The following is a 23,746-nucleotide window of genomic DNA, read 5'->3' as shown; positions in this document are numbered from 1 at the left end:
CTGGCAAAAACGTGTTCAGACCGGGCTAGAATTAGAAATCTGGTCCGATAAATAGTAGTCATCTGCCCCGGTCCCCGATATGATGACAGCAACGTATCCCGGCCCTGCTTTTCCGGTGCCGGTGCAAAATCGCGACTTTTGTTATTTGCGAAACCGATTCGCCGCGTCCAGACCGACCGCGAACGCACGCTCGAGCCAGAAACCATGCTTTCTTCCGAAAATGTTCCGTCCACCGCTTCTCCTGTTGAAGCAGGTCGACTCCCCCTGATTACTGATCTCACCCGGGAACAACTTGCCCAGTGGTGCATCGATCACGGTTCGTCTTCTTATCGTGCAGACCAGATTCGTCGCTGGATCTTTACCAAACGCGTCAACGATTTTGACGAAATGCACGACATCTCCAAAAAGTTTCGCGAACTGCTGAAAGAGAACTTCCGGCTGTTTTCGACTACGATCGTCAAACAGCAGACCGCAAAGGACCGCACGGAAAAGCTACTCCTGGAACTGGAAGACGGACACCACGTCGAATGCGTGCTGATGCGGGAGCCCAAGCGGAATACCGTCTGTATCAGTACACAGGTCGGCTGTGCTATGGGTTGCGTCTTCTGCGCCAGCGGACTGCTGGGACTGACTCGCAATCTGTCAATGGGCGAAATTCTGGAACAGATTCTCCGTCTGGACCGCGTGATCGATGAAGACGAACGCATCTCCAACATTGTGGTCATGGGAATCGGCGAGCCGCTGGCCAATCTCTCGGCACTGATTCCTGCCCTGGATACATTAAATCACAAGGGAGGCATGGGGATTGGCGCCCGTAAGATTACGGTCTCTACAGTTGGTCTTCCTGTAAAAATCCGGGAACTGGCGGATGTCAACAAATCATACATCCTCGCCGTTTCCCTGCACGCCCCCAACGATGTCCTCCGCGATCAGATCGTTCCCACGAACAATAAAATCGGGATTCAGAAAATCCTGGATGCCACCGATTACTATTACGTCACCACCGGCAGACGAGTGACCTTTGAGTACATCCTGCTGTCCGGCGTCAATGACAGTCCGGCTCATGCCCGAGAGCTGGCAGGCCTGCTCAAACACCGCAATGCACACGTGAATCTGATTCCAGCCAACGGTGTGGAAGAGACCGGCTACCAGAACCCCACCACGGCCGATGTAGATCGCTTCTTTATGACGCTGGCGAAGGGGGGCGTGAATGTCACTGTCCGCAAGCGTAAAGGGGACGACATCGATGCCGCCTGCGGCCAGTTGCGTCTGAACCGGGAAAAAGAAAAGGAAATGGTTCAGATTCAATAGAAACCAGGAATCTGAATCAGTGGTTTAATCCAGATTGAAATCTTCGGGATGGAAATTAACCAGCACGTCGTCCCGGAACATCAGGTAGACGCTGCGACCGGTCTTATCCGGTCCCCATTTGTACGCGTCATCCGTCGTGCGGAATGAACCACCGCTGGCCTTCAACCATTTGGAGGATTCCTGGAATTCCCCTTCTTCACCGAGTTCTTTCTCTACGCTGGCGCGTGACATACCGGATTGCAGTCGGTGTTTCAAGATCCAGTTCAACGCATCAGGATCACGATCGGTGAGGAATAACATCCGCTGATGCTCTGCTTTACTGACCCGCTTCTCTGCTCGATGTGTGCCACTCGCCATACCGCTGTCCCAGTCGGGCATGGTTTCACATCCCGTACTCAGCAGCAGCGTGACGACAATACATGTCATCCACGGCGCCATGGATCGTAGATTGGCCATGATCATTTCCGTCTGATAAAAGGTCTTGAAGGTTGGGAGAGTGCGTCACTGGCGCGAAACAGAGTCAGTACCGAGGACTGGAGAGAAGTGAATTCGGAGACGAGACTGTCCCATGAAATGTGGGCCGTTTTTTAGCAGAATATCCGTATCCTGCCAAGATCAGATTTCACCAGCAACATGCCTCATTAAACGCTTAACTGACAGTAGCTTAAGGCCAAATTCCCCCTGCTAAACCAAAATCGGTTCTTTCGCTGGCTTGTCAGATTCCTGCCGCACGTCTATTCTGAATTTGAAGGACGCATTTGTTCCCCAGAGTTACTCCGTTCCGGAAGGTTTCGATCAAGATGAAAATGTTTTGCGCTGGCCAGTGGCAGGATACCAAACAGTCAATCAATGTGACGAACCCCTTTGACCAGTCGGTCATCGATACAGTTCCCCAGGGAAGCGGCGAGGACATCCAGAACGCCGTAGGTGTGCTGGAGCGGGGGGCACAGATCATGAAATCCATGACGGCCTATGATCGCAGCGTGATCTTACAAAAAGCAGCGGAACTGATGCTGGAACGTCAGGACGATCTGGCCCGCACCATCAGCCTGGAAGTCGGAAAGATCCTGGGTGAAGGCCAGGTCGAAGCCAGCCGCAGTGCTGATGTGATTCGGCTCTCCGGAGAAGAAGCCCGGCGCATGACAGGCGAAATGATTCCACTGGAAGGCAACGCGGGCGGAAAAAACAAACTCGGATTCACCCTGCGAGTTCCCTGCGGCATCGTGGCTGCGATTACTCCGTTCAACTTCCCACTGAACCTGGTCTGCCACAAAGTCGGCCCTGCCATCGCCGCCGGGAATGCGATCCTGATCAAACCCGCCAGCGACACACCACTCTCTGCACTGAAGCTGACGGAGATCCTGCTCGAAGCCGGTCTGCCTCCCGAAGCTATCGCCTGCGTCACCGGCCCGGGGGGAGAAATCGGCCGCGCCATCTGTACCGACACCCGCATTCGCAAAATCAGTTTCACGGGTTCCTATGAGGTCGGAACCAAAATCTGTGAAATGGCCGGTATGAAACGTGTGACAATGGAACTGGGCAGCAACAGTCCCGTGGTTATCATGGACGATGCCGATCTGGAAAAAGCTGCCACCGCGATTACGATGGCCGGCTATGCCAATGCAGGCCAGGTCTGTATCTCGGCACAGCGGATTCTGACTTCTTCCAAAGTCAAAACAGATTTCGTCGATCTACTGAAATCCAAAGTTGATGTGCTGCAGACGGGCAACCAACTGGAAGAAGGCACCAAAATCGGCCCCATGGTCCGGGAATCGGATGCCAGCCGGGTTGAGCAGTGGGTTAACGAAGCCGTCAGCCAGGGAGCACGCCTGATTACCGGGGGCCAGCGACAGGGAGCCATTTATGCCCCCACCATTCTGGACGACACTACGCCGGAAATGCAGGTCGTTAAAGACGAAATCTTTGGTCCCGCTGTCGCTCTGTCATACTTCGATGACATCGATGAAGCCGTCCGGCTGGCCAATGACACCACCTACGGACTGTCGGCCGGTATCTTTACGCAGGATATTGATCGGGCCATGAAGTTCGCCCGGCAGGTAGAAAGCGGTAACATTCACATCAACTGGTCCAGCCAGTGGCGGGCCGATGCGATGCCTTACGGTGGCCTGAAACACAGCGGCACCGGTAAAGAAGGCCCCAAGTACGCCATTCATGAAATGAGCGAAGAAAAGATGGTGGTAATGCATCTTGCGGACTGACCCCGCGAGTTGTTTCCCAATGCGGATTACTTCACCACATACTGTTCCAGGGTTTTGCCTTCACGGTATTTTCCGGACTGCTTAGCCTGAAACATTTCGTTTGTCTTCACGTCAATCGCGGTGAGATAGTTGCCGCGATAGGCGGCTGTATCGAGACAGACCCAGCCATCAAAGACCAGCGGCTTACCTGATTTTTGCGCGGTATGCCCACAGATAATCCGTCGTCCGGAGGGGTCGGGCTCTTCGGTCCCTTTGAGTCGATCCCAGCGGAGTTCCTGTGGAGTCAGATCTTCCAGCGGCACTCCCGGCACAGCTGTGGCATGCACGAAAATATCGGTGTCCGTTTCGTAGTAATCGAGGGCGGTAGCCATGAAAATCCGGTGCTCTTCCGGGATGAGGTCATAGCGTCCCCCGTAGGAATCCAAAGCTTCCTTTCCACCATGCTGCAACCAGGTGGACTCCCAGCGTCCTCCGTGCAGTCCGTCCAGCATCATCTCTTCGTGATTCCCCTTGAGCATCACGAGCTTACAGGTGGACTTCAGATCCAGCAGCATTTCGATGACATGCTTCGTACCGGGACCACGGTCAACAGCATCCCCCAGACAGACGACGGTATCTTCGCGCTTGAGCTCCAGATGGTACAGAATCGTTCCCAGCGCAACATCACAACCGTGAATGTCACCGATCGCAATCGTACGTCCTTGCTGAGTCGTTTGATCCATCACGCGACTATCCTGTTTGAAGTCAACCTGAAAACAGCCTGGGGGACCGGGTTCCGGAGTCAGCTGCAACAGTCAAAGCTGCGCAACTGAACCACGGAAATTTACCGGTGGGTGTGATCAGGATTTATCGGATTGACTGGGGGGCATAATCCGGGTCGGTTTCGAGCTCGGTTCCCCCTTCAACAACTGCTGGCGGGCTTGTGTCTGTTGTGCCAGTCCGTGAATACGAATGAAGCCCAGGGCAGTCTCGTGCGGGAACTGGTCGCCTTCTTCGTAGGTTGCCAGTTCGGGACTGTAAAGGCTGTGTTCGCTCTTCAGACCGGTTACGGTGTGATTTCCTTTATACAGCGAGACGCGGACTGTTCCGGAAACAAACCGCTGGTTCTTTTCAACAAATCCCATCAGGTCCTGATGGAAAGAGCTGTACCAGAGACCATCGTAAATAATATCGCTGCAAGTCTGGCTGACGAACGTTTTGAATCGCAGTGACTGCCGACTGAGTGTCAGGTATTCCAGTTCACGGTGTGCGTTGTGCAAAATCACGGCAGCGGGTGCTTCGTAAATTTCACGACTCTTGATACCAACGAGACGATTCTCAACGTGGTCGATCCGACCGACACCATTTTCGCCACCAATTTTATTCAGGTGTGCGATCAGGTCAGCACCGTCCATTTCCTTACCATCGATGGCGATTGGACGTCCCTGCTCGAATTCGATCTCCAGTTCTACTGGTTGATCGGGAGCATCATTGGGAGACGCGGTCCACTTGTAAGCTTCTTTCGGCGGAGCTACCCAGGGATCTTCCAGCACGCCCGCTTCCACGGAGCGTCCCCAGAGGTTCTGGTCGATACTGAAAATGCTTTCCTTGGTGGCTTCAACTTCGATTCCATGTTCTTTGGCGTACTGCAGCTCTTCGGTGCGTGTCCATTTCCACTCGCGAACGGGGGCAATGATTTTCAGCTGTGGTGCCAGGGTCTGGAAGGAGACATCGAAGCGGACCTGGTCATTACCTTTACCGGTACAGCCATGCGCGACAGCAGTCGCCCCGTGCTCTTTCGCGACTTCCACCATCCGGTGGGCGATCAGCGGACGGCCCAGAGCGGTCGCCAGGGGGTACTTACCTTCGTACATGGTGCCAGCCATCAATGAAGGCCAGACGAAGAAGTCGACAAACATGTTTCTTACGTCTTCGACTACGGCTTCCACGGCACCGGTTTTGATCGCCTTTTCCTTGACTCCGTCCACATCGCGACCCTGGCCGAGATCACAGGTATAAGTGATCACGTCCATGTCGTATTTTTCATTGATCCACTTAACGGCGACGGAAGTATCCAGACCACCACTGTATGCCAGAACTACTTTTTCTCTTGCCACGAAATTCTACCAATCTTCTGGAAATGAAGGAGTAAAGAAACGAATTCGACGGAATCTGCGAACGATGCAAATGGTACTATGATCGAAACGCATCCGCAATGCGCACATTCTAACATTCTGAGCCGCAAAATACGAAATCTGATGCCTGAAAGCCGGATGCCTTCCACAACCGTTCAGCCACCACAGTCGCGACAGATATGATAAAAGCACCCGACAGAATGACTGTCGGGTGCTTTCGCATCTATTAAAAAACGGGACGTAACCTGCGTTTAGTGCAGGTCGTCGTCGCCATGGTCATCCTTGCCTTTTTCAGCGATCAGAGCATCGCTGGTCAGCAGCAGGGTTGAAACACTGGCGGAATTCTGCAGAGCGGATCGGGTCACGCGGGTCGGGTCAATGATCCCGGTTTTGACCAGATCTTCGTACTTGGAAGTCGCGGCATTGTAGCCCATGTTGCCTTCCAGCTCCGAAACCTTTTCGCAAACCACGCTGCCATCGTCGCCGGCATTGTTGGCGATCGAAGTCAGTGGTGCACGGCAGGCACGCAGAATGATTTCGTAACCCACTTTTTCTTCTTCAGACAGACCGGTTGGTTTGCAGGCAGCAGAGCTTCGCAGCAGGGCGACGCCACCACCGGGAAGGATCCCTTCAGCAACAGCAGCCCGAACGGCGTGCAGAGCGTCTTCGACGCGTGCTTTCTTTTCTTTCATTTCGCTTTCTGTAGCGGCACCCACGTTGATCTGGGCAACACCACCGGACAATTTGGCGATCCGTTCTTCCAGTTTTTCTTTGTCGTAGTCGCTGGTGGAGTTTTCCAGTTCGCGACGAATCTGGTCGATACGGGCTTTGATTTCGCCTGGCTTTCCGCCACCTTCGATGATGGTGGTATTGTCTTTGTCGACGGTCACCTTCTTAGCGACGCCCAGGTCAGACAGCTGCAGGTTTTCCAGCTGAATTCCGAGGTCTTCGAAGATGGCCTGACCACCAACCATGATGGCGATATCCTGCAGCATGGCTTTACGACGGTCACCGTAACCGGGAGCTTTGACTGCACTGCAGCGGAAGGTACCACGCAGCTTGTTGATCACGAGAGTCGAGAGGGCTTCGCCTTCGATGTCTTCAGCGATGATCAGCAGCGGCTTGCCGGCGTTAACCACTTTTTCCAGAACAGGAACCAGGTCCTTGATGTTCGAAATCTTCTTTTCGTGTACCAGCACGTAGCAGTCTTCCAGTTCGCAAGACATGCTCTGAGGATCGGTCACGAAGTAAGGTGAGAGGTAACCACGATCGAACTGCATCCCTTCGACAACTTCGAAGCTGGTCTGCAGGCTCTGTCCTTCCTCAACGGTGATCACGCCATCTTTACCGACCTGCTCCATAGCGTCAGCCAGGATCTTGCCGATTTCTTCATCGCCGTTAGAAGCAACTTTACCAACCTGAGAGATGGCTTTTTTGTTTTTGCACTCGATGGACATCTTGTGAAGTTTATCCACGATGTCTTCGACAGCTTTGTCCATGCCACGCTTCATGGCAATCGGGCTGACGCCGGCAACAACAGACTTCAGGCCTTCGTTGTAGATCGCTTCAGCCATGATGGTTGCAGTTGTGGTTCCGTCACCAGCGATGTCAGATGTTTTGCTGGCAACTTCACGCACCATGCGGGCACCCATGTCTTCGAACTTGTCAGGCAGTTCGATTTCACGGGCAACAGATACACCGTCTTTGGTTACAGTCGGAGAACCAAAGCTTTTCTCGAGAATGACGTTACGACCTTTCGGCCCCAGAGTCACGCGAACAGCTCTTGCCAGCTTGCTGATGCCGCGTCGCATCGCTTCCTGAGCTTCCTGATCGAAGGCAATCATCTTTGCCATTTCACTATATCTCCATGTACGCAGTATGAAATATAAAGGGAAGAGTCATCGCTTCACCCAGCCGGGGAGCGATGATCCAGTAATACAATAATGACAGCCTAGTAAGTTGCCAGAATGTCACTTTCGCGGAGCAGCAGGTATTCTTCTCCGCCGATTTTGATTTCATCTCCGCCATAAGGGCTGAAAATGACACGGTCGCCCTCTTTTACCGTCAATGGCAGCTTGGTTCCGTCAGACTTGACGTGTCCATCTCCCACGGCGACCACTTCACCACGCTGTGGTTTATTCTGGGCACTGTCTGGTAAAACAATCCCCCCTGCGGTGGTTGATTCTGCAACTTCTCTTTTCAGAACGACTTTGTCACCAAGAGGGACAATACGGGCGCCTTTGCTTGCTTTGGCAGCCTTCTTCGCCATTGGGATCTCCTAGTTTGCTTTGATTTCGACTCAAATGTCTTCACATCGGTGTGATTTATGATCTGTGGTGGCTATAGGCCGGACCACAACAACACATTTCTCAGCTCAGATCTGATGGCAGACCTCAGCGTACCGTGACCAGATGCGAACGCCGTGCCTATTTAGCGATTAATCCCTAAGAGTAAAATATATCTATACTTAAGAAATTCCACCCAAATAACGATATGTCAGGTTTGCTGCCGGACAGTCGTGTGTGATTCAAATCCGCTGCCATATTGGCAGCGCCAGCACATTCACGCTCTGAGGCATCCGACCCTGAGGCAGTCTGAATAATCTCAGAGAAAACCAGGGAATTCAAATTGACACAGATGTTAAAATAGGTAATATCACTACAAACCCAACACATAAAAATTCCCTGAGCTCTCAATCAGGGGCTGATCTTCTCAAATCAGCGGCGGTTCACACCGCTCCACTCTTATTCAAGATCCTCGCACACTCTCTCTCTGTTTCAATCACGATCCATAACAGGAGACCGAGAGACGTGCCTGAGCCATATTCCTCTACATCCAACAACAACAGCCCCTACCTGAATCTGAATACCCTGAGCCAGCATGCACGTGAACTGGCATCACAGGGAAAGTTCGGCGAGGCCCGTGCACTTTTTTATGCAGACGAATTTGAGGGACCAGACTGGCAACGCCAGCTGGGACTGGGGGAATTTCTCCTGTCGATGGGTCAGACTGCTGATGCGATCGAACCATTCTCGCTGGTCCTGGATTATGCACACCAGACCGACGAAAAATCGCTTCGCTCAGTCGCCTGCCACAACCTGGCGATCGCCTATCGTGAACTGGGGTATTCGCAACTCGCGGCCCAGTTTCAGCAATATTCGATCGCCTGGGGGGACCTTCGCTCCGCTGATCATCAGACTCTCGAATCAGAAATTCATCATTTGTCCGAACATGCAGCCTGCGATCTGACAGGCAGGGCAAACGACGCGATCTTGCAGCAAGACTATCAGCTTGCAGAACAACTACTGAACATTTCACTTAGCCGAGAGATACTTGACGGTGATGCGGATGCCCAGGCCGCCGACTGGGGCAACCTTGGTATCCTACAGGGTTTACAAGGTAATCATCTCCGCGCTATCGTCTACCTGCATAAGGCATATCAACTCCATCAACAGACGCAAAACCATTCTGCCCTGGGACAGGATCTGGTCCATCTGGCAGAAGTTTTCCAGTTAACTGGTCGTCTGAAACGCGCCGCGCGTTGCCTACAGCGGGCAATCAACTGTTTCTCCCAATGCAACAGCCAGGGAAATGCGGAAAAAGAGGCATGCGTCCGTTTACATGAATTGCAACGATTACTCGCCGTCCAGCAGCATGATCCTTTGCTGAATTAACCCGTCAGATCTGTCAGCAAGAAATTGAGTGCCCCTGAAATTCCATGACTGTCCACTTGCGAACTGCCCCTCTCTCTGTTGATAATTAGAAAAACGCGCAAGTCCATCCTGTCATTGCCCATCCTGGTCCCTGGCTGGATCTGTTTAACAGGTGGACGCTGCTCAGTTTCACTACGAGCGATATCTCTCAACATCTCGAAGGTCATCCATGCCCATCAAGGTTCATTGCAAAGAATGTGATACTACCTTTTCTGTCAAAGATGAAGCGGCTGGAAAGCGGGTACGCTGCAAAGGATGCGGCTCACCGGTTAAGGTCCCCTCTGGCGAGAAGCGGAAGAAACGGGCCGCCACTGCCAGCAAGTCAGCGGACACGGATGATTTTCTGGCCAGTTTTGATATCGATAAAATTGAGGACAAGGAAGCCCGGATCTGTCCCCGTTGTGGACACGATGCGGACGAAGAAGATATCGAATGCTCCAACTGTGGCGTGAACCTGACCACCGGTCGTCTGAGTGAAAAGACCCGTAAAAAACGGAGACGAAAAGGCCCGGCGATCGAAGAGTTCTACTCGAAATCCTGGGGCGATGCTTATACGTTTCTGGGAAATCATAAGGGACTGGCAACCAAAACTTTTCTGTATTCGTTTATCGCCAGCACACTCTTCTTCTGTGCCATCTTCATGATGTTCTGGTGCCATCGGACTCCACCGAGAGCTTTCTGGGGATTCATTGCCTTTGTCTCCATTATGGCAGTTCCAGGCTGGATCTGGTTTATTCAGACCGAAGTCGTTCGCTACGCCTTGCAGAAGAAAGATAAACTCAAACGGATCAACTTTGACTTCTTCCTCTGTTCGGCCTTGGGAATGAAGTTCATTTTCTGGATCGTGCTGTTCAGCCTGCCTGCACAGGCCGTGTTTGGCACCATCGGCTATTACTATATCACTAACGGATCGATTCCCATCGGAGCCGCGCTGATTGCCGTTGGATTCATTCCGACATTTCTGATGTTCCCCCTGGCGATGCCTCATATGACTGTGGCCGATTCCACACCAGGCTGGCTGGTCCATAAACTGGGCAGAGTGTTTTTAACACTCGCGAAACCAGCCTTGTTCTGGTGCTTTGTCTTCTTTGTCACTACATTGCCGGCCCTCGGTTGTCTGGCTGCCATCGGAGCCATTTCCGGTAGTGACCTGGATACATTTTTCTCCAACGTTCGCTATAACTCGGCCGTCGCTGCCGATAATGACGCCAAAGAATGGGCCGATGAAAACAAGATCGAAGATTTTGTCGAAGGCCCCATGGTTGGCAAAAAGCCAGTTGAATTGCAGCCCAAAGTGCTGATCTTGCCATCGATTCTCTGGCTGTTCGCCTGTGCGTTTTATGCCCCGACTCTGATTTACAATGCCCGGGTGAATGGCTTGCTGGCCGTCCATTGCAAACCGGATTTACAACTGATCACCAAGCTCGAAGAAGTCAAATACGTTTCGAAAGCAGAACGGGAGAAAACGGGTCCCCCGACTCCCCGCTGGCAGCTCTCGCTGGTCGGAATCGGGATCGGTGTGGTCGTCGGGATTGCGATGTTCTTCCTGATTCCCCTCATGCCCCTGCTTCTGTTGCGTGTTCTGCTCATCATCATGGGGGTCGCTCAGATCGGCTGTCTGTTCAATGTGCTCGCCCAGATCAAGCAGAAAGAAGGGCTGGGATTTGCAATTCTGGGTTTCTTTGTCTCAATTTATGCCTATGTCATGGGCTGGATCTATGCCAAGAAAGACAAGGAAATCGGTGGCACAATGATGCTCTGGACCCTGTTTTTCATAGCCAGTACGCTCACTCAAATTGGACTCGTCTACCATGCCGTCAGCATGATATTCACGGAATTGAACAATAATGCGAACGCTCAGGCCCCGGAAGACCCGGCCGCTGCTGAAGCTGGTGAGGGTCCCGCTGATCCTGCAGTTGATGCAGCACCTGCCGAACCAGCGGTCCCATAATCAGGGAAATCGGCCTCAGTCGGCAGTCGCTGGTTGACAGCCCTGTCTGGTTGTTTACAATAAAGTCTGTATTGACCGCTCTTCCCTCCTGCTCATCCAGCGGGCAACCAGAGTGGGTACTCCTGATTCAGTTCCTGAAGCGAGCTGGATTGCCGGGAGCCAGTGACAGTATCCCAATTGTTCTGAACCATACCCACTCATCTCATCGATGCCATGGCCGTTCACCTTACAGTCAAGCTGTTGATCGTGGTACCGCCGGGCATTGGTCACTCCAGAATGACATAGTTTGATGAAACCACAGTCTCACGATCTATTTGACGAATCGACGATGAGCTTCGGAGATCACCTCGAAGCCCTGCGAATCCACCTCTGGAAGGCATTAATTGGACTGGCGATCTGTGTGGTCCTGGCCCTGTTTATCGGACATAAAATCGTTGCAGTGGTGCGGGCTCCCATCGACTCTGCTCTGAAAGAGTACAATCTGGACAAGCTCCCTGAAGAAGAGTCGCCAGAACAGCAGAAAAGCATTGAAGACCTGATCGCAAGCCTGAGTGCCCAGGAGAACCCCACTGCTGAAAACAAGGCACTGCAGAAGATTCTCCAGGACTATCAGCACCGGATCAACAACATCGAAGACACGATGGCAGAGCCGGTAACGCTGGCAGTTCAGGAAGCGTTTACCACGATTTACCTCAAGGTTTCTTTTGTCGCCGGTCTGGTATTGGCCAGTCCCTGGGTGATCTATCAGATCTGGCTGTTTGTGGCTGCGGGGCTCTACCCTCATGAACGCAAGTATGTCTATATTTACCTCCCGATCAGTATCTTTCTGTTTCTCGGTGGTGCCCTGTTCTGTTTCTATGCGGTCTTTCCGTTTGTGCTCAACTTCCTGCTTGGGTTCAATAAACTCCTGGGTGTGAATCCACAGATTCGGCTTTCGGAATGGATCAGCTTTGCGATTACACTCCCGCTGATGTTCGGGCTGAGCTTCCAGTTACCGCTGATTATGCTCTTCCTGGAACGCATCTCCGTCTTCGAAGTCAAAGATTACATCGAGAAAACCCGCATGGCCATCCTCGTGATTTCCATCATCTCGATGCTGATGACCCCCGCGGATCCGATGAGTATGCTGCTGATGATGCTGCCGTTATTGCTGCTTTATGGACTGGGAATCGCGATGTGCAAATATTTCCCCAGCGCCAACGCCAGCCCCTTTGAATCGCCAGATACCCCCTGAAACAGAGGCTGAATTTCCCCTGTTCAGACGGCGCGAGGTTGGACTACAATGCTTTCAGCCCGGGGTGAGGATTCCCTGGAAAAGCGATACTGTACTCGAATCAATGAGGAAGACCATGAGTACCAGCACTGAGCAGGATGCGCCTGTGCCACCCGCCGAGAAACCAGTTCGGCGGCATAAACTGATTAAATTCTCCCTTCTGGCGTGCGCACTGATTGGTGGCGGAGTCCTGCTCTGGGAGGGCCTGCTCGAAGACCGCCTGGTAGCGAAACGCTTTGGCGTCGTGGAACCGGGTAAAATCTACCGCAGCGGCCAGATCTCCAGTCACCTGATTGAGCCCGTGCTGCGTGAAAATAAAATCGAAAAGGTCATCGCGCTCAACGGCAGCGACTTACAGAAGCCTTACCTGAAAACTGAAGTCGAAACGGCGAAGAAATTACACATCGACCACCAGGTGCTGCATCTGATTGGCGACGGAACAGGCGATGTTGACGATTACGCGGAAGCGGTCGCTGAACTCATGCGTTGTGAAAAAGCGGGTAAACCGGTTCTGGTCCATTGTGCCGCTGGTGCACAGCGAACCGGTGGTGTTGTCGCCGCTTATCGCATGCTGGTCCAGAAAAAGTCTCCTGAAGAAGCGTATCAGGAACTATTGCTCTACGACTGGAAACCACACAAAGACCAGGCACTCATCAATTACCTGAACCAGAATCTGGCAGAGCTTTCCAAACGGCTCGAACAGAAAGTCGACTGGTATGAGCCGCCAGCCGAGATCCCTGTGATTGGGAAGTAACGCTGTGGAAAAGAGCTCTATTACTTCCGCAGATTCGCAAACTGATTGCGGAGATATTCCTGCAGAGTGATGGAGCTTACATCTTTGTTCTTACGCAGGGTTTCCCAGTGATGGATCAGGCCACGATCCTTGTGGTCCAGCTTCCAGTGAATTTTATGCTCGGCACGCAGGTGAAGCGGGTCTTCCATGCGAGTCTGCAGTTCCACTTCGATGGGCAGTTTCTTGCGGCTTCGCAGCTCTTCGTTCAGCGTAATCCTTGAAGTGGGATGCAGCGTGTAAGGGTGCAGCACGTAATTCAGGCGTGCCATCCAGTCTGCAAAACGCAGGTAGGTTTCCACAGCGTCCTGTTGATCAGGTGTGACACACTGCACGCGGTAGGTAATCAGTTTGCTGTCCAGTGTCAGCAGGTTTTTATTGTTCTCGAACTGAATATTGAACTGTGGTTCCAACTGGAACTGCAGTTCGGAGGCAATCTTCTTTCCCTGGCTTCCCTGAACTTTGAGCTGATCGTGAATGTATTCCTGAGTCTGATGCTGGGCGACGTTGAGCACATTCTTGATTTCATCAAAGTTGATCACGGTTTTAATCATCCGCGATTCGTTCAGAATCATCAGGCGTTTCCGGGCCGGCTCGAAAATGGTGACTTCTCCGAGTCCGTCGACATGATCGTAAACCTTCTCAGCATGAAAGATAGAAACACTCCGCGAGACGATTGTCGGATCGACCTGTGGCTGGTGGTGATATACCGTCGTCCGGATGCGAAATTCCTGGGCGATACCGGTATTGCTTCCCGCAAGCTGTACAACAGCCAGAATGCCTGTGATGAGAAGTGGTCTCCACATATCAGATATACTTTCCTGATTTGAAACAGAGAGACGGAGTGCTACCGTCGGCAGCAGAAAAGCTGCACGGTTTCAGTCTGTTCAGAGTGAGTGTTTTTGAATGTACTTCGGGTAAGAATTGAGAGATGAGAGCGGGAGCGTAAAAAAAAGCCCGTTTTACTGCAAGAGGAAGTTGGCGATCAAGGGCCCCGTTTTGTCTCGACAACTTCACAAATCGACCAGAAGCACCGCAGCACTTATCTCCATAAATAAAAGTGACTTACATAACAAAAAACGGCCCTTTTAATTCAAACCCGGTTCATGACCCGAAATCCGGTTCCACTTTTCTCACAGGATCTTCATAATAAAGTTTACTGTTCATCTCTCTCCAGCCGGTATCACTTCAGCAGAACAGGAATCAGCATGGGCTCGTCCAAAACAGACAAACAGGAACAGGAAGCGGCGCTCATGCCGGTCACCTGGCAGCGGAAACTTCCCCGGGATGTCGTACCGGAAGAAATCCGGAACAAGGTAAAGGCAGCGCATAAACGGGATATCCTCTGCGAGAAATACCCCTATCGCCAGAAACTAAAACGACCGGAATACGAAGAACAGTTAGTGCCGCTGCAGATTGAACTGTTAAAACTGCAGCGCTGGGTCGAACTGAATGGCGAACGGATTGTGTTACTGTTTGAAGGACGGGATGCCGCCGGCAAAGGGGGCACGATCAAACGTTTCACCGAACACCTCAATCCCCGGGGTGCCCGGGTTGTCGCCTTGCCCAAACCGAGCGATACCCAGCAAGGCCAATGGTATTTCCAGCGGTACATTGAGCACTTACCCACTGAGGGAGAAATCGTCTTTTTCGACCGTTCCTGGTACAACCGGGGCGTCGTCGAACCGGTGATGGGGTTTTGCCGCCCGACCGAGCACCACACCTTTCTGCGCGAGGCACCACAACTGGAAAACATGCTGGTCAATTCGGGCATTCACCTGTTCAAGCTCTGGTTCTCTGTCAGCCGCGAGGAGCAGTACCGCCGTTTCAAGTCACGAGAAACCGATCAACTGAAGCAGTGGAAACTCAGCCCCATCGACGTCAAGAGCCTGGGCATGTGGGACGAATACACCAATGCCCAGAATGCGATGTTCATGGCGACGGATACCAAAGCCTGTCCGTGGACAGTCATTCGTTCCGACGACAAAAAGCGCGCCCGGCTGAACTGCATTCGATATGTGTTGAATGCGCTTAACTATCCACACAAGGATGAAAGCCTGGTGTCGGACTTCGATTCTGCCATCATTGGGCCCAAGGAAGTCATCTACGACACCAGTGAGTGGTAGACTGCCTTGATCCTCTGTCAGACATTTAATACATGAGAAACCTGGCCCGCCGGACGCCGAACTCTGCCAGATCCTGCTGGTAGCCAGAGCGTATCTGCATCAAAGACTCCCCCTGAAGCACGGCATCAAAGACACGCTGATTTCCCAGCAGTCGATTGAAATTCCGAGTCTCCCACTTCTTGGGAAACTGTTTCCTTAACTGGATGGCAATCTCCAGGCCGGTCTGCACGGGTTGAAACTGCTCCCGGTCAGTGACAATAAAATTCACACCACCACACAGTTCCCCGGAAAATTTACTCGATTCCGGAGTGAACTCAACCGGCACAAATCGTACGCCCGGCAATCCCGACCGGTTCAACGCTTCAGCCAGCTGCATGCCTTTCAGCCAGGGAGCTCCGATCCATTCGAAGGGCGTATCCGTTCCACGTCCGACCGACAGATTTGTCGTCTCCAGTAAACCGATACCGGGATACAGGACGGCCTGATTCAGACTCCGCATATTGGGCGACGGGTTGACCCAGGTCAGCCCGGTCTCGTCGTAGTACATGTCCCGCTTCCAGTTTTGCAACTTGATGACCTGCAGGTCGACGCCGATCTGCATTTCCGTATTGAACATCCGGGCCAGTTCGCCCGCAGTCATGCCATGACGCACGGGTATGCGGTGGTAACCGACAAACGATTGAGCTCCTTCATCCAGCACGGGTCCTGCGTAATCGATGCCATTAATCGGGTTCGGCCGATCCAGCACAATAAATTTGATGCCCTGCTGTTTCGCAGCCCGCATCGCATTTCCCATGGTAGAGATATACGTATAAAACCGCGCCCCGATATCCTGGATGTCGAACACCAGTGCATCCAGATCCTGCAGACTTTCTGGCGTAGGCGTTCGCGTTTTGCCATACAGACTGAAGACTTTAAGTCCTGTCTTCGCGTCAGTGGAATCGCCGATTTTCGACACGTCCAGTTTACCGGCAAAGCCATGCTCGGGACTGAAGAGGGTTTTCAACTGCACCTGTGGTGCGTCATTGAGAACCTGCACCGTACTCTCCCCCTCGCGGGTGAGCCCGGTATGATTCGTGATCAGGCCAATGCGTTTCCCATTTAATGATTTGAACTGTTCCCGCTTCAGGACATCAATTCCGGTCAGCACATCCAGGCTGTCTTTTGATGCAACCTTGACTTCCGCTGTCGCTGCCGATTGTCCGGTAATCGCCGCAGCGGCAATCGTGCCAATCCGCCCCGCCAGAGAATTGACAGAGCCTTTCCCGTCGGGGTGTACTCGGTTGCTGAGAAAAATCACGAACAGGTCCTGCGCGGGATCCATCCAGATTGCAGTCCCCGTGAATCCGCCATGCCCGAACGCACGTGGGGAAAACAGGTCGCCCCGGTTCGAGGAATAACGCGACAGGCTGTCCCAGCCCAGGCCTCGAATGTCATCGACGACAGGATAGCCCCGCGTCATGAGGTCGATCGTTTCTGGTTTCAGAACGCGGGTACCATTCTGGCTACCCTGATTCAACATCATCTGGGCGTAAACCGCCAGATCTTCGGCAGTCGAAAACAGGCCCGCATGCCCGGCGATCCCTCCGAGTCGATAAGCGCGCGGATCATGAACTTCCCCCTGCATCCAGTGTCCGTCCCGTTCCTGCGTTGTCGCGGCCCGCTGTTTCAGTTCGTCTGCCGGCAGGTATCCGGTTTCCTGCATCCCCAGCGGCTGGAATACATTTTTCTGAGAAAACTCATGCACCGAATCTCCGCTGATTCGTTTCACAATATCTCCCAGTATGATGAAGCCGACATCGGTGTAGGCAAACCGTGTTCCCGGTTTGTAGTAGAGTTTGAGATCATAAATCTTCTGCATCGCGGTCTCGGGACCATCCAGATAATCTTTGATGGAGTTATCCGGGATCAGGCCTCCCTGATGGGTCAGCAGCTGATAGATAGTGATATCCTGCTTGCCATTGGCGGCAAACTCCGGGATATATTTCGATACTGGATCACTGAGCTTCAGCTTCCCCTGCTCGACCAGCTTCATCACGCTGGTCGCGGTCGCAATCGGTTTCGTCAGGGAGGCCAGGTCAAAGACGGTATCTGTCGTCATGGCCCGTTTTTCGGGTTTCACCTGACGATAGCCGTAGGCTTTGAGGAAAACAATTTTGCCCTTATATCCTACGAGCACCACGGCGCCGGGCATCGAATCTCGCGCCAGACCACGCTCGACGACAAAGTCAATCTCAGACAACCTCTGTGGGTTCATCCCCACTGCTGCTGCCTGAGCATGCGGCAGTCGGGTTGGTTCAGCCGAGCGGACCTCGGGAAGACTTGCTGACAGAAACAGGAGGCAGGTGATAAACAGGATGAAATACTTCATAGAAAACTCCCTACTAACCAGCGAATTGAATTCCATTGATGCTTCAGTACTTACTCTTCGTCCCAGTGAAAGCGGGCCGCCATCGGCATACGACGACCTGATCCGAATGCCCGGGCTGACAGTTTAATGCCGGGTGGCATCTGTCGACGTTTAAATTCATTCCGATCCAGACGGTTGGCAACCCATTGAACGGTCTCACGTGGATACTGCTCCGACATGCTCCGCACGGAACGTTCGTCTTCGATCAAACCTTTCAGAATCCCGTCCAGAACATCATAAGGTGGCAGTGAGTCCTGATCGACCTGATTCGGTGCCAGCTCTGCACTGGGTGCCTTATCCAGAATGTTCTCCGGAATCACAATACGGCCGGCGCGCTGGTTAACATAACGCGAAACCAGGTAGACATCACATTTCAGCACATCACAGAGAACGGCGAAACCTCCGGCCATGTCGCCATACAACGTGCAGTATCCCATGGCCAGTTCGCTCTTGTTACCGGTCGCTAAAGCCATCCAGCCATGTTGATTGCTGCGAACCATCACGTTGGCTCCGCGAATACGCGCTTGCAGATTCTGATCTGCCAGCCCTGCAGGTGCTTCGCGTAAATCATCGCCGATAACAGGCAGATTCTCAAATGCCTGATGCACTGAATCAATGGGAACGGTTTCGTAATCGATGCCCAGGTTCTCCGCCAGTGCCAGTGAATCCACCACACTGTGATCGCTGCTGTATCGACTGGGAAGCAGCAGACCATGCACGTGCTGCGGACCGATGGCCTCGGCTGCAACCGCTGCGGCCAGTGCGCTGTCGATGCCTCCCGAAAGACCGAGAACGCAATCGGTGAATCCACACTTCTGCATATAATCCCGCAGGCCCAGCACCAGGGCATCGAACAACTGCTCATCGCGGGACAGGGGTGAAATTTCGAGAGGCGATTCAACGGCCGCCTCAGTATCAAACAGCTGCAGATCTTCTTTGAAGCTGGCCATCTGTAATTGAAGCTGACTGTTCTGATCGAGGACGAAGCTATGCCCGTCAAACACCAGATCATCGTTGCCCCCCACCTGGTTGACGAACAGGTAAGGGATTGAGTAACGATCCACATGCGACTGAATGATCTGCTGCCGTCGTTTTCGTTTGTCGATTTCAAAGGGACTGGCAGAGATGTTGATCAGCAGATCGGAACCGGCTTCGGCGAGGATTCGAACCGGATCGGGGAGTTGCACCGGCTGATCATGATAAAAGGTATCGGGTTGCCCCCACCAGGCATCTTCGCAGATATGCAGACCCAATTTGAGTCCACGAAAAGTGACGGGGCAGATCTGCTCCAGCTCGGCATGGCGGAAATAGCGCTGTTCATCAAAGACATCATAATTGGGCAGCAGCAGCTTGTGCACGCATTCCACGACAGCTCCCTGATAGAGCAGGCTGGCCGCGTTTGCCATGCGTCTGCCGCGAAGACCTCGTCCGGTTGGATGTCCTACTATCACGCCGATATTGACGGGGATTTCCTGTGCCAGTTTTTCTACTGCCCGGTCACAGGCTGCGATGAAACCTTCTCTCAGCAGGATGTCTTTGGGGGGATATCCGCAGACAACCAGTTCCGAAAACAGGACCAGTTCAGCGCCGGCCTGTTCAGCTCGTTGCACTGCTTCCAAGATTCGCTGACAGTTTCCGCGCAGGTCACCTACCGTCGGGTTCAGCTGGGCCAAAGCAATTTTCACGGACGCTCTTTACTCCTGCAACAGATACATCAGATGTTCGGATTCTACGGACCTGAACGCCAGGGGAACCCAAACTTGCTGTAATTCAGACAGCAGACAAAGGAATTTCCTGATTTTGGGCTAATTCCACGACTTTTTTTTGACCACCGCAGACACGCGACCTAAGTTTAGATGAGTAGAACTACATCTCTCAAGGGAACAGGGCCATTTGTTGAGGCTCATTATAGATTGATTCCCCTTTACAAAGTATCCCGGGACAGAGATCTCTTATGACACATTTTAGAAAAAGAGCTTCATCACAGGCAAATGGGCGACCATTGTTGAGCCATACCTCGATCCTGATTATCAGTATCTTCATCCTGGGTATGGCTACAGGAAATATTTCGTCCGTGCCTGCTAACAGTTCGTTCCTGATGATGGGCGTCTTCGGCGTCATCTCATACTTTGGACTGGGTGCGCTGGCCGATTCCCGCGAGCGGAAACGTCGGCAGCAGATCCTGGAACAGAAAGAAGAAGCACTCGAAGGCCGTCTGGAACGCCATCTGACCACGAATCCGCAATGCCCTCCGCCTCAGCGCGTGGCCAGTGCAGGTAGCCTGCATAACGCTGACCGTCAGGCTGAGATGCCTCAACTGACCGCATGCCAGAATCGCTGAACTCTGGTTTCAGACGGGCATAAAAAAACGGTTCCAGATTGCTTTCGCGAATCTGAAACCGTTCGGAGCTTTTTAGCACATACTCAATCAGTTGGCTGAAGGAGCATTGATCCGATGGCTTACCCGGGTCAAGGCATTACGGGCTGCGGTCCGTACGTCTGAGTTCGTATCAAACCGGGCTTTCTGCAGTTCTGGAATTGATTTGTGAGCGAAGGGCCCAATCTCTCCCAGTGCATAAGCGGCTCCCGCACGCACCTGACTTGCTTTATCCTGCAGAGCCAGTGAGAGGGCCGCTACGACACGGTCATCTTCCGGTTGCAGATCAGCCAGGCTGTAGCAGGCCAGCCAACGGATGTTGACATCTTTGGACATCAGGCAGTCTGACAGTGTCTTATGAGCCTGATATTTCCAGTCCGGATTCCGGGCCAGCAGTTCAGCCGTATGCAGGCGAACGTAAGGATTGCTGTCCGAGAGTGAGCGAACCAGAATCGGTGTCAGTTCCTGTGACTGATGACCAATCTGTGACAGCACTGCTGCCGCGAACGAACGATCACTTTCCACCTGGGAATTCATGGCTTCAATCAAAGTCGGCACGGAATCATCGGTATTCCCTTCGATTCTCCATAATGCGAATGCGCTTTGAATCCGCACACCCATATTCTCATGCAGTGACAGAGAACGCAGAGCGGGAACCGAAGCAATCGCTTCTGCTTCCATCGCTCCCAGTCGCTGGACTGCCTGTTTCAGTTCGGGCACATCACTGGAATCCAACTGTTTGACCAGGTACAGGACTTCACCACTGGCATTGGGACAGAGAGCGGCTGCCGAATTGGGAGGTACGATTTCCCGCTTGGGCTGGCTGAGGCTCACGTTCTGTACCATCGGCTTCTGGCTGGGCTGTACCGGCTCAACTTCGATCTGCCGGGAAACCGTACTGATTTTTCCCTGTTCCGATTTTGATTTCGGATCGACGGGATTCCAGGTTCCGATCTGAGCCACTTCAGCATCTTCAAAAGGCGAATTGCTGACAGCTTCACGCTGCTGACGCTCGAACGGATTCTGTGTTTCCCGTAGCATTTCGCTTTGTGCGACCTGTCGGAAATCTGGTGTAACCTGTACCCGTTGCTCGTCCGCCGGTGTGAAATCAGCGATTAACTCTGTCTGCAGGTCCCGCATCAGCTCGTAAGCGGAACGTTTCTGCGCGGGCTGAGTTGCAGCCGGTTTTTCAGTCGCTTGAGCGACCTGTGTTTCCCGGACTTCGGCATTCCGAACCGGTTGCCGATCTGCTTGACTCGCGGATTCCATCTGGGCGACCGCTTCGTCAGTCAGTCTTCTGAAAGAGACTTCCTCTTCGGGCTGGGAACGATTTTCAGCCTGGGCCAGAATCTCATTCAGTCTGGAACCTGCCTGTTCCCGTTTTTGTGCTGAGTCGTCTACCTGAGATTTCATCGGTGTCTTTTCCGATTTCACCTCGGCGACTTCCATTGATTCCTGCTCAAATGCAGGCTCGCTCAGACTCGGGTCGGTCAGGAACGGGTTTTCAACTTCCTGTTTAGCAGATCCTTTACCGATGCGATCACGAATCTTCCGGAAAGGAGAATCATTGGTCGCAGCCACTTCGGTTTTGGGCTCGAAGCCTTCTCTGGTCGGTTCCGCTTTGGGAGCCGGTTTCTGTTTCGGTGTTGTTTTTTGAGCGACTTCAAATTTACGGAATGTGTTCTGTTCTGCACTCGCGGTTTCCAGTTTGGATTTGGCAGTATCAGATCGCGAATGCTGAGCCATCTGCACATCCGGTTTAGCCGACTTCAATGCAGGGTCTGCAGACAGCTGTGCAATATTCATCTGCACGCGTTTCAGCAGTTTTTCATTCTGTTTGAATTCAGCAGACCCCGGTTTCAGGCCGCCGCTTTCACCAGCCGCCATCCGGCTCATGGCCAGCGATCGCTGATAGCGTTCCAGGGCTTCACGTTTTTCACCACGCTGAGCGTGCAGATGTGCAACGATCTCATGGGCTTCGGCGGGGGTGCTGATTTTACACAGCTGCGTATAGCTCTCGTGCATTTTCCCCTGGGTTCCCAGAACCGTGGCCAGACGCGTCACGGCGCGTTCATTGTCCGGCTCCAGCTTGACGGATCTCTGCAGAACCTTTTCGGCTTCGTCCAGCTTTTTCATCTTGTACAGAGCATAGCCGTAGTCACTCAACAGTTCCGGATTCTCCGGTGTGAGTGCTTCCGCCTTTTTGAAGTATTCCAGGGCTTCTTCCCGCTCACCCACGCGATAACTTACGATCGCCAGGCGGTGACACGCCAATGCCCGTTTGGGATCCGCTTCGAAGATGTCTTCGTAGGTTTCCTTCGCCTTTTTTAATTCTTTTTTGTTTTCCAGATTCTGAGCGACCTCCATCTTGCTGTCCAGTACCTTGGCCTTCGCGGAGGCTGGGAGCATGGCTGTGGGCATATGAGTACAACCGGCAAATGGAACAGCAACAGACGCTGAAAGAACTGCGGCCCAAATACTGCAGCGCTTCATGTTGAAATCCTCGAATAAATAGAGTCGAGAGCGATTAGTTCAGGTTAGCCGTCTCGTGAGCACGAATGACTGAGATATTTTGAGAGTCAGTTCAAGCTGTCGCTGGCGCAGGGATTCCTGTCCGGTTCTCGCTCGTAGCGAATGTAACAGGTAAACCACCTGCAACGACAACTCACGGCTTTATGAATAGTTCGGTTATTCACGTTGCAGCGGTGTAAAGGGAAGTACAGAATATCGCACCTGTCATGAAGATCGTGACGGAAGCGCCGGCTGTAACGCGTGACCAAACCGGGGCAAGATTTCCGAAGAGTTAAACCTTGGCGATTATCCCGAATCTGCCGACAGGCACTCCATCAGGCTTATCCTTCAGCTTTCCAGTGCTTTGGCGATCAGTTTCAGCATCTGATCGGCGGCTGCCAGCTGACGACGTTGACGTAGAGTGAGCCCGTCTGCGGGATGATTCTGTACTGGTCCACTCGCGATCAGCGCATCACTTTGCAGCGCCTCAACAGACACCAGTTCCGGTGGCACCGCAAGATCACAGGAAGTCCGTCGGGCGATACCAATACAGACAAGCCCATCCTGAGACTCCGGGGCACCAGGTCCCAGATGCCCCGTGATCGCTGCGGAGAGACTCGCTTCGGGAGTTTCCTGCAGGACACCCAAAGCCATTTCCCGGGCCGTCTCGCGACTGACATCGGTAAACTGGTTCAGCGTCTCCGCCTGTACTCCCAGCCACTTCATTTTGGTATCCCAGCGATAGACCACGGCTGAGCCACAGAAGTAGTCAGAAATCCCCGGCAGGCTGGTCATCAGCGTGGCCACCAGTCCGCCGGTACAGCTCTCTGCCAGGACGAGTTTCCGGTCGTGACGGGAGAGAGCTGATTTAACTTCCTCAGCAGACTGGATCAAAAACTCGGGAAACATGCAGATCTCTCCAAAAACAGCGTTTGCGGCTCTGCTGATAAT

At 52.9% G+C, this 23,746-nt stretch carries 18 protein-coding genes; 8 read left to right on the top strand and 10 right to left on the bottom strand.

The annotated features are described in order from the left end of the window. The first annotated feature begins 204 nt into the window (after positions 1-204). Positions 205-1,311 carry a 23S rRNA (adenine(2503)-C(2))-methyltransferase RlmN gene (gene rlmN / locus HG66A1_RS02170; protein WP_145193651.1) on the top strand — a complete coding sequence of 369 codons (1,107 nt, stop codon included), beginning with the start codon at positions 205-207 and terminating at the stop codon, positions 1,309-1,311. A 24-nt stretch (positions 1,312-1,335) separates the two neighbouring features. Here the strand turns inward: rlmN and HG66A1_RS02165 are convergent, their stop codons facing one another. Further along, a complete protein-coding gene (locus HG66A1_RS02165) occupies positions 1,336-1,767 on the bottom strand; it encodes a hypothetical protein (RefSeq protein WP_145180417.1) in 432 nt (143 codons plus the stop codon). Positions 1,768-2,111: 344 nt separating this feature from the next. Between HG66A1_RS02165 and HG66A1_RS02160 the strand changes: the two genes are divergently transcribed. Further along, a complete protein-coding gene (locus HG66A1_RS02160; RefSeq protein ID WP_145180415.1) occupies positions 2,112-3,530 on the top strand; it encodes an aldehyde dehydrogenase family protein in 1,419 nt (472 codons plus the stop codon). Positions 3,531-3,556: 26 nt separating this feature from the next. Here the strand turns inward: HG66A1_RS02160 and HG66A1_RS02155 are convergent, their stop codons facing one another. The 4 genes from HG66A1_RS02155 to groES all read right to left on the bottom strand — a co-directional run bounded on the left by HG66A1_RS02155 (position 3,557) and on the right by groES (position 7,913). Then, positions 3,557-4,252 carry a metallophosphoesterase family protein gene (locus HG66A1_RS02155; RefSeq protein ID WP_145036131.1) on the bottom strand — a complete coding sequence of 232 codons (696 nt, stop codon included), beginning with the start codon at positions 4,250-4,252 and terminating at the stop codon, positions 3,557-3,559. Positions 4,253-4,369: 117 nt separating this feature from the next. After that, complete coding sequence (locus HG66A1_RS02150) at positions 4,370-5,626, bottom strand: argininosuccinate synthase (RefSeq protein ID WP_145180413.1); 1,257 nt, start codon at positions 5,624-5,626, stop codon at positions 4,370-4,372. 269 nt (positions 5,627-5,895) lie between these two features. Further along, entirely contained in the window at positions 5,896-7,497 is a 1,602-nt protein-coding gene (groL, locus tag HG66A1_RS02145) for a chaperonin GroEL (protein ID WP_145180411.1), read from the bottom strand. 98 nt (positions 7,498-7,595) lie between these two features. After that, complete coding sequence (gene groES / locus HG66A1_RS02140; RefSeq protein ID WP_145036124.1) at positions 7,596-7,913, bottom strand: co-chaperone GroES; 318 nt, start codon at positions 7,911-7,913, stop codon at positions 7,596-7,598. Positions 7,914-8,454: 541 nt separating this feature from the next. Here groES and HG66A1_RS02135 point away from each other — a divergent pair. From HG66A1_RS02135 to HG66A1_RS02120, 4 genes are all read left to right on the top strand, one after another. Continuing rightward, the gene (locus HG66A1_RS02135; protein WP_145180409.1) at positions 8,455-9,318 is read left to right on the top strand and encodes a tetratricopeptide repeat protein; all 864 of its coding nucleotides are present in this window, start codon (positions 8,455-8,457) and stop codon (positions 9,316-9,318) included. A 208-nt stretch (positions 9,319-9,526) separates the two neighbouring features. Next, a complete protein-coding gene (locus HG66A1_RS02130; RefSeq protein WP_145180407.1) occupies positions 9,527-11,308 on the top strand; it encodes a hypothetical protein in 1,782 nt (593 codons plus the stop codon). 289 nt (positions 11,309-11,597) lie between these two features. Beyond that, positions 11,598-12,542 (top strand): twin-arginine translocase subunit TatC, encoded by a 945-nt coding sequence (gene tatC, locus HG66A1_RS02125; RefSeq protein WP_145180406.1) that lies wholly within the window; start codon positions 11,598-11,600, stop codon positions 12,540-12,542. Between the two features lie 115 nt (positions 12,543-12,657). Further along, a complete protein-coding gene (locus HG66A1_RS02120; RefSeq protein WP_197996948.1) occupies positions 12,658-13,335 on the top strand; it encodes a dual specificity protein phosphatase family protein in 678 nt (225 codons plus the stop codon). A 20-nt stretch (positions 13,336-13,355) separates the two neighbouring features. Here HG66A1_RS02120 and HG66A1_RS02115 read toward each other — a convergent pair whose 3' ends face one another. Next, a complete protein-coding gene (locus tag HG66A1_RS02115) occupies positions 13,356-14,177 on the bottom strand; it encodes a hypothetical protein (protein ID WP_145036114.1) in 822 nt (273 codons plus the stop codon). A 402-nt stretch (positions 14,178-14,579) separates the two neighbouring features. On the opposite strand from HG66A1_RS02115, the gene ppk2 reads away from it, so the two are divergent. Then, entirely contained in the window at positions 14,580-15,497 is a 918-nt protein-coding gene (gene ppk2, locus HG66A1_RS02110) for a polyphosphate kinase 2 (RefSeq protein WP_145180402.1), read from the top strand. Positions 15,498-15,522: 25 nt separating this feature from the next. Here the strand turns inward: ppk2 and HG66A1_RS02105 are convergent, their stop codons facing one another. Then, the gene (locus tag HG66A1_RS02105; RefSeq protein ID WP_145180400.1) at positions 15,523-17,868 is read right to left on the bottom strand and encodes an exo-beta-N-acetylmuramidase NamZ domain-containing protein; all 2,346 of its coding nucleotides are present in this window, start codon (positions 17,866-17,868) and stop codon (positions 15,523-15,525) included. A 50-nt stretch (positions 17,869-17,918) separates the two neighbouring features. Continuing rightward, on the bottom strand, positions 17,919-19,592 hold the full coding sequence (locus tag HG66A1_RS02100; protein ID WP_145180398.1) for an NAD+ synthase: 1,674 nt from the start codon (positions 19,590-19,592) through the stop codon (positions 17,919-17,921). A 389-nt stretch (positions 19,593-19,981) separates the two neighbouring features. Here HG66A1_RS02100 and HG66A1_RS02095 point away from each other — a divergent pair, with 389 nt between their 5' ends. Then, on the top strand, positions 19,982-20,248 hold the full coding sequence (locus tag HG66A1_RS02095; protein WP_145180396.1) for a hypothetical protein: 267 nt from the start codon (positions 19,982-19,984) through the stop codon (positions 20,246-20,248). An 87-nt stretch (positions 20,249-20,335) separates the two neighbouring features. Here HG66A1_RS02095 and HG66A1_RS02090 read toward each other — a convergent pair whose 3' ends face one another. Both HG66A1_RS02090 and HG66A1_RS02085 read right to left on the bottom strand, forming a co-directional pair. Further along, positions 20,336-22,705, bottom strand: coding sequence for a HEAT repeat domain-containing protein (locus HG66A1_RS02090; RefSeq protein ID WP_197996947.1), 2,370 nt, complete (start codon positions 22,703-22,705; stop codon positions 20,336-20,338). Between the two features lie 438 nt (positions 22,706-23,143). Next, entirely contained in the window at positions 23,144-23,704 is a 561-nt protein-coding gene (locus HG66A1_RS02085; protein ID WP_145180392.1) for a CinA family protein, read from the bottom strand. Positions 23,705-23,746: the final 42 nt, after the last annotated feature.

The sequence above is a fragment of the Gimesia chilikensis genome (genome assembly GCF_007744075.1).
In the GTDB taxonomy this organism is placed as follows: Bacteria; Planctomycetota; Planctomycetia; order Planctomycetales; family Planctomycetaceae; genus Gimesia; species Gimesia chilikensis_A.
This window is presented reverse-complemented; position numbering and strand designations above follow the sequence as displayed.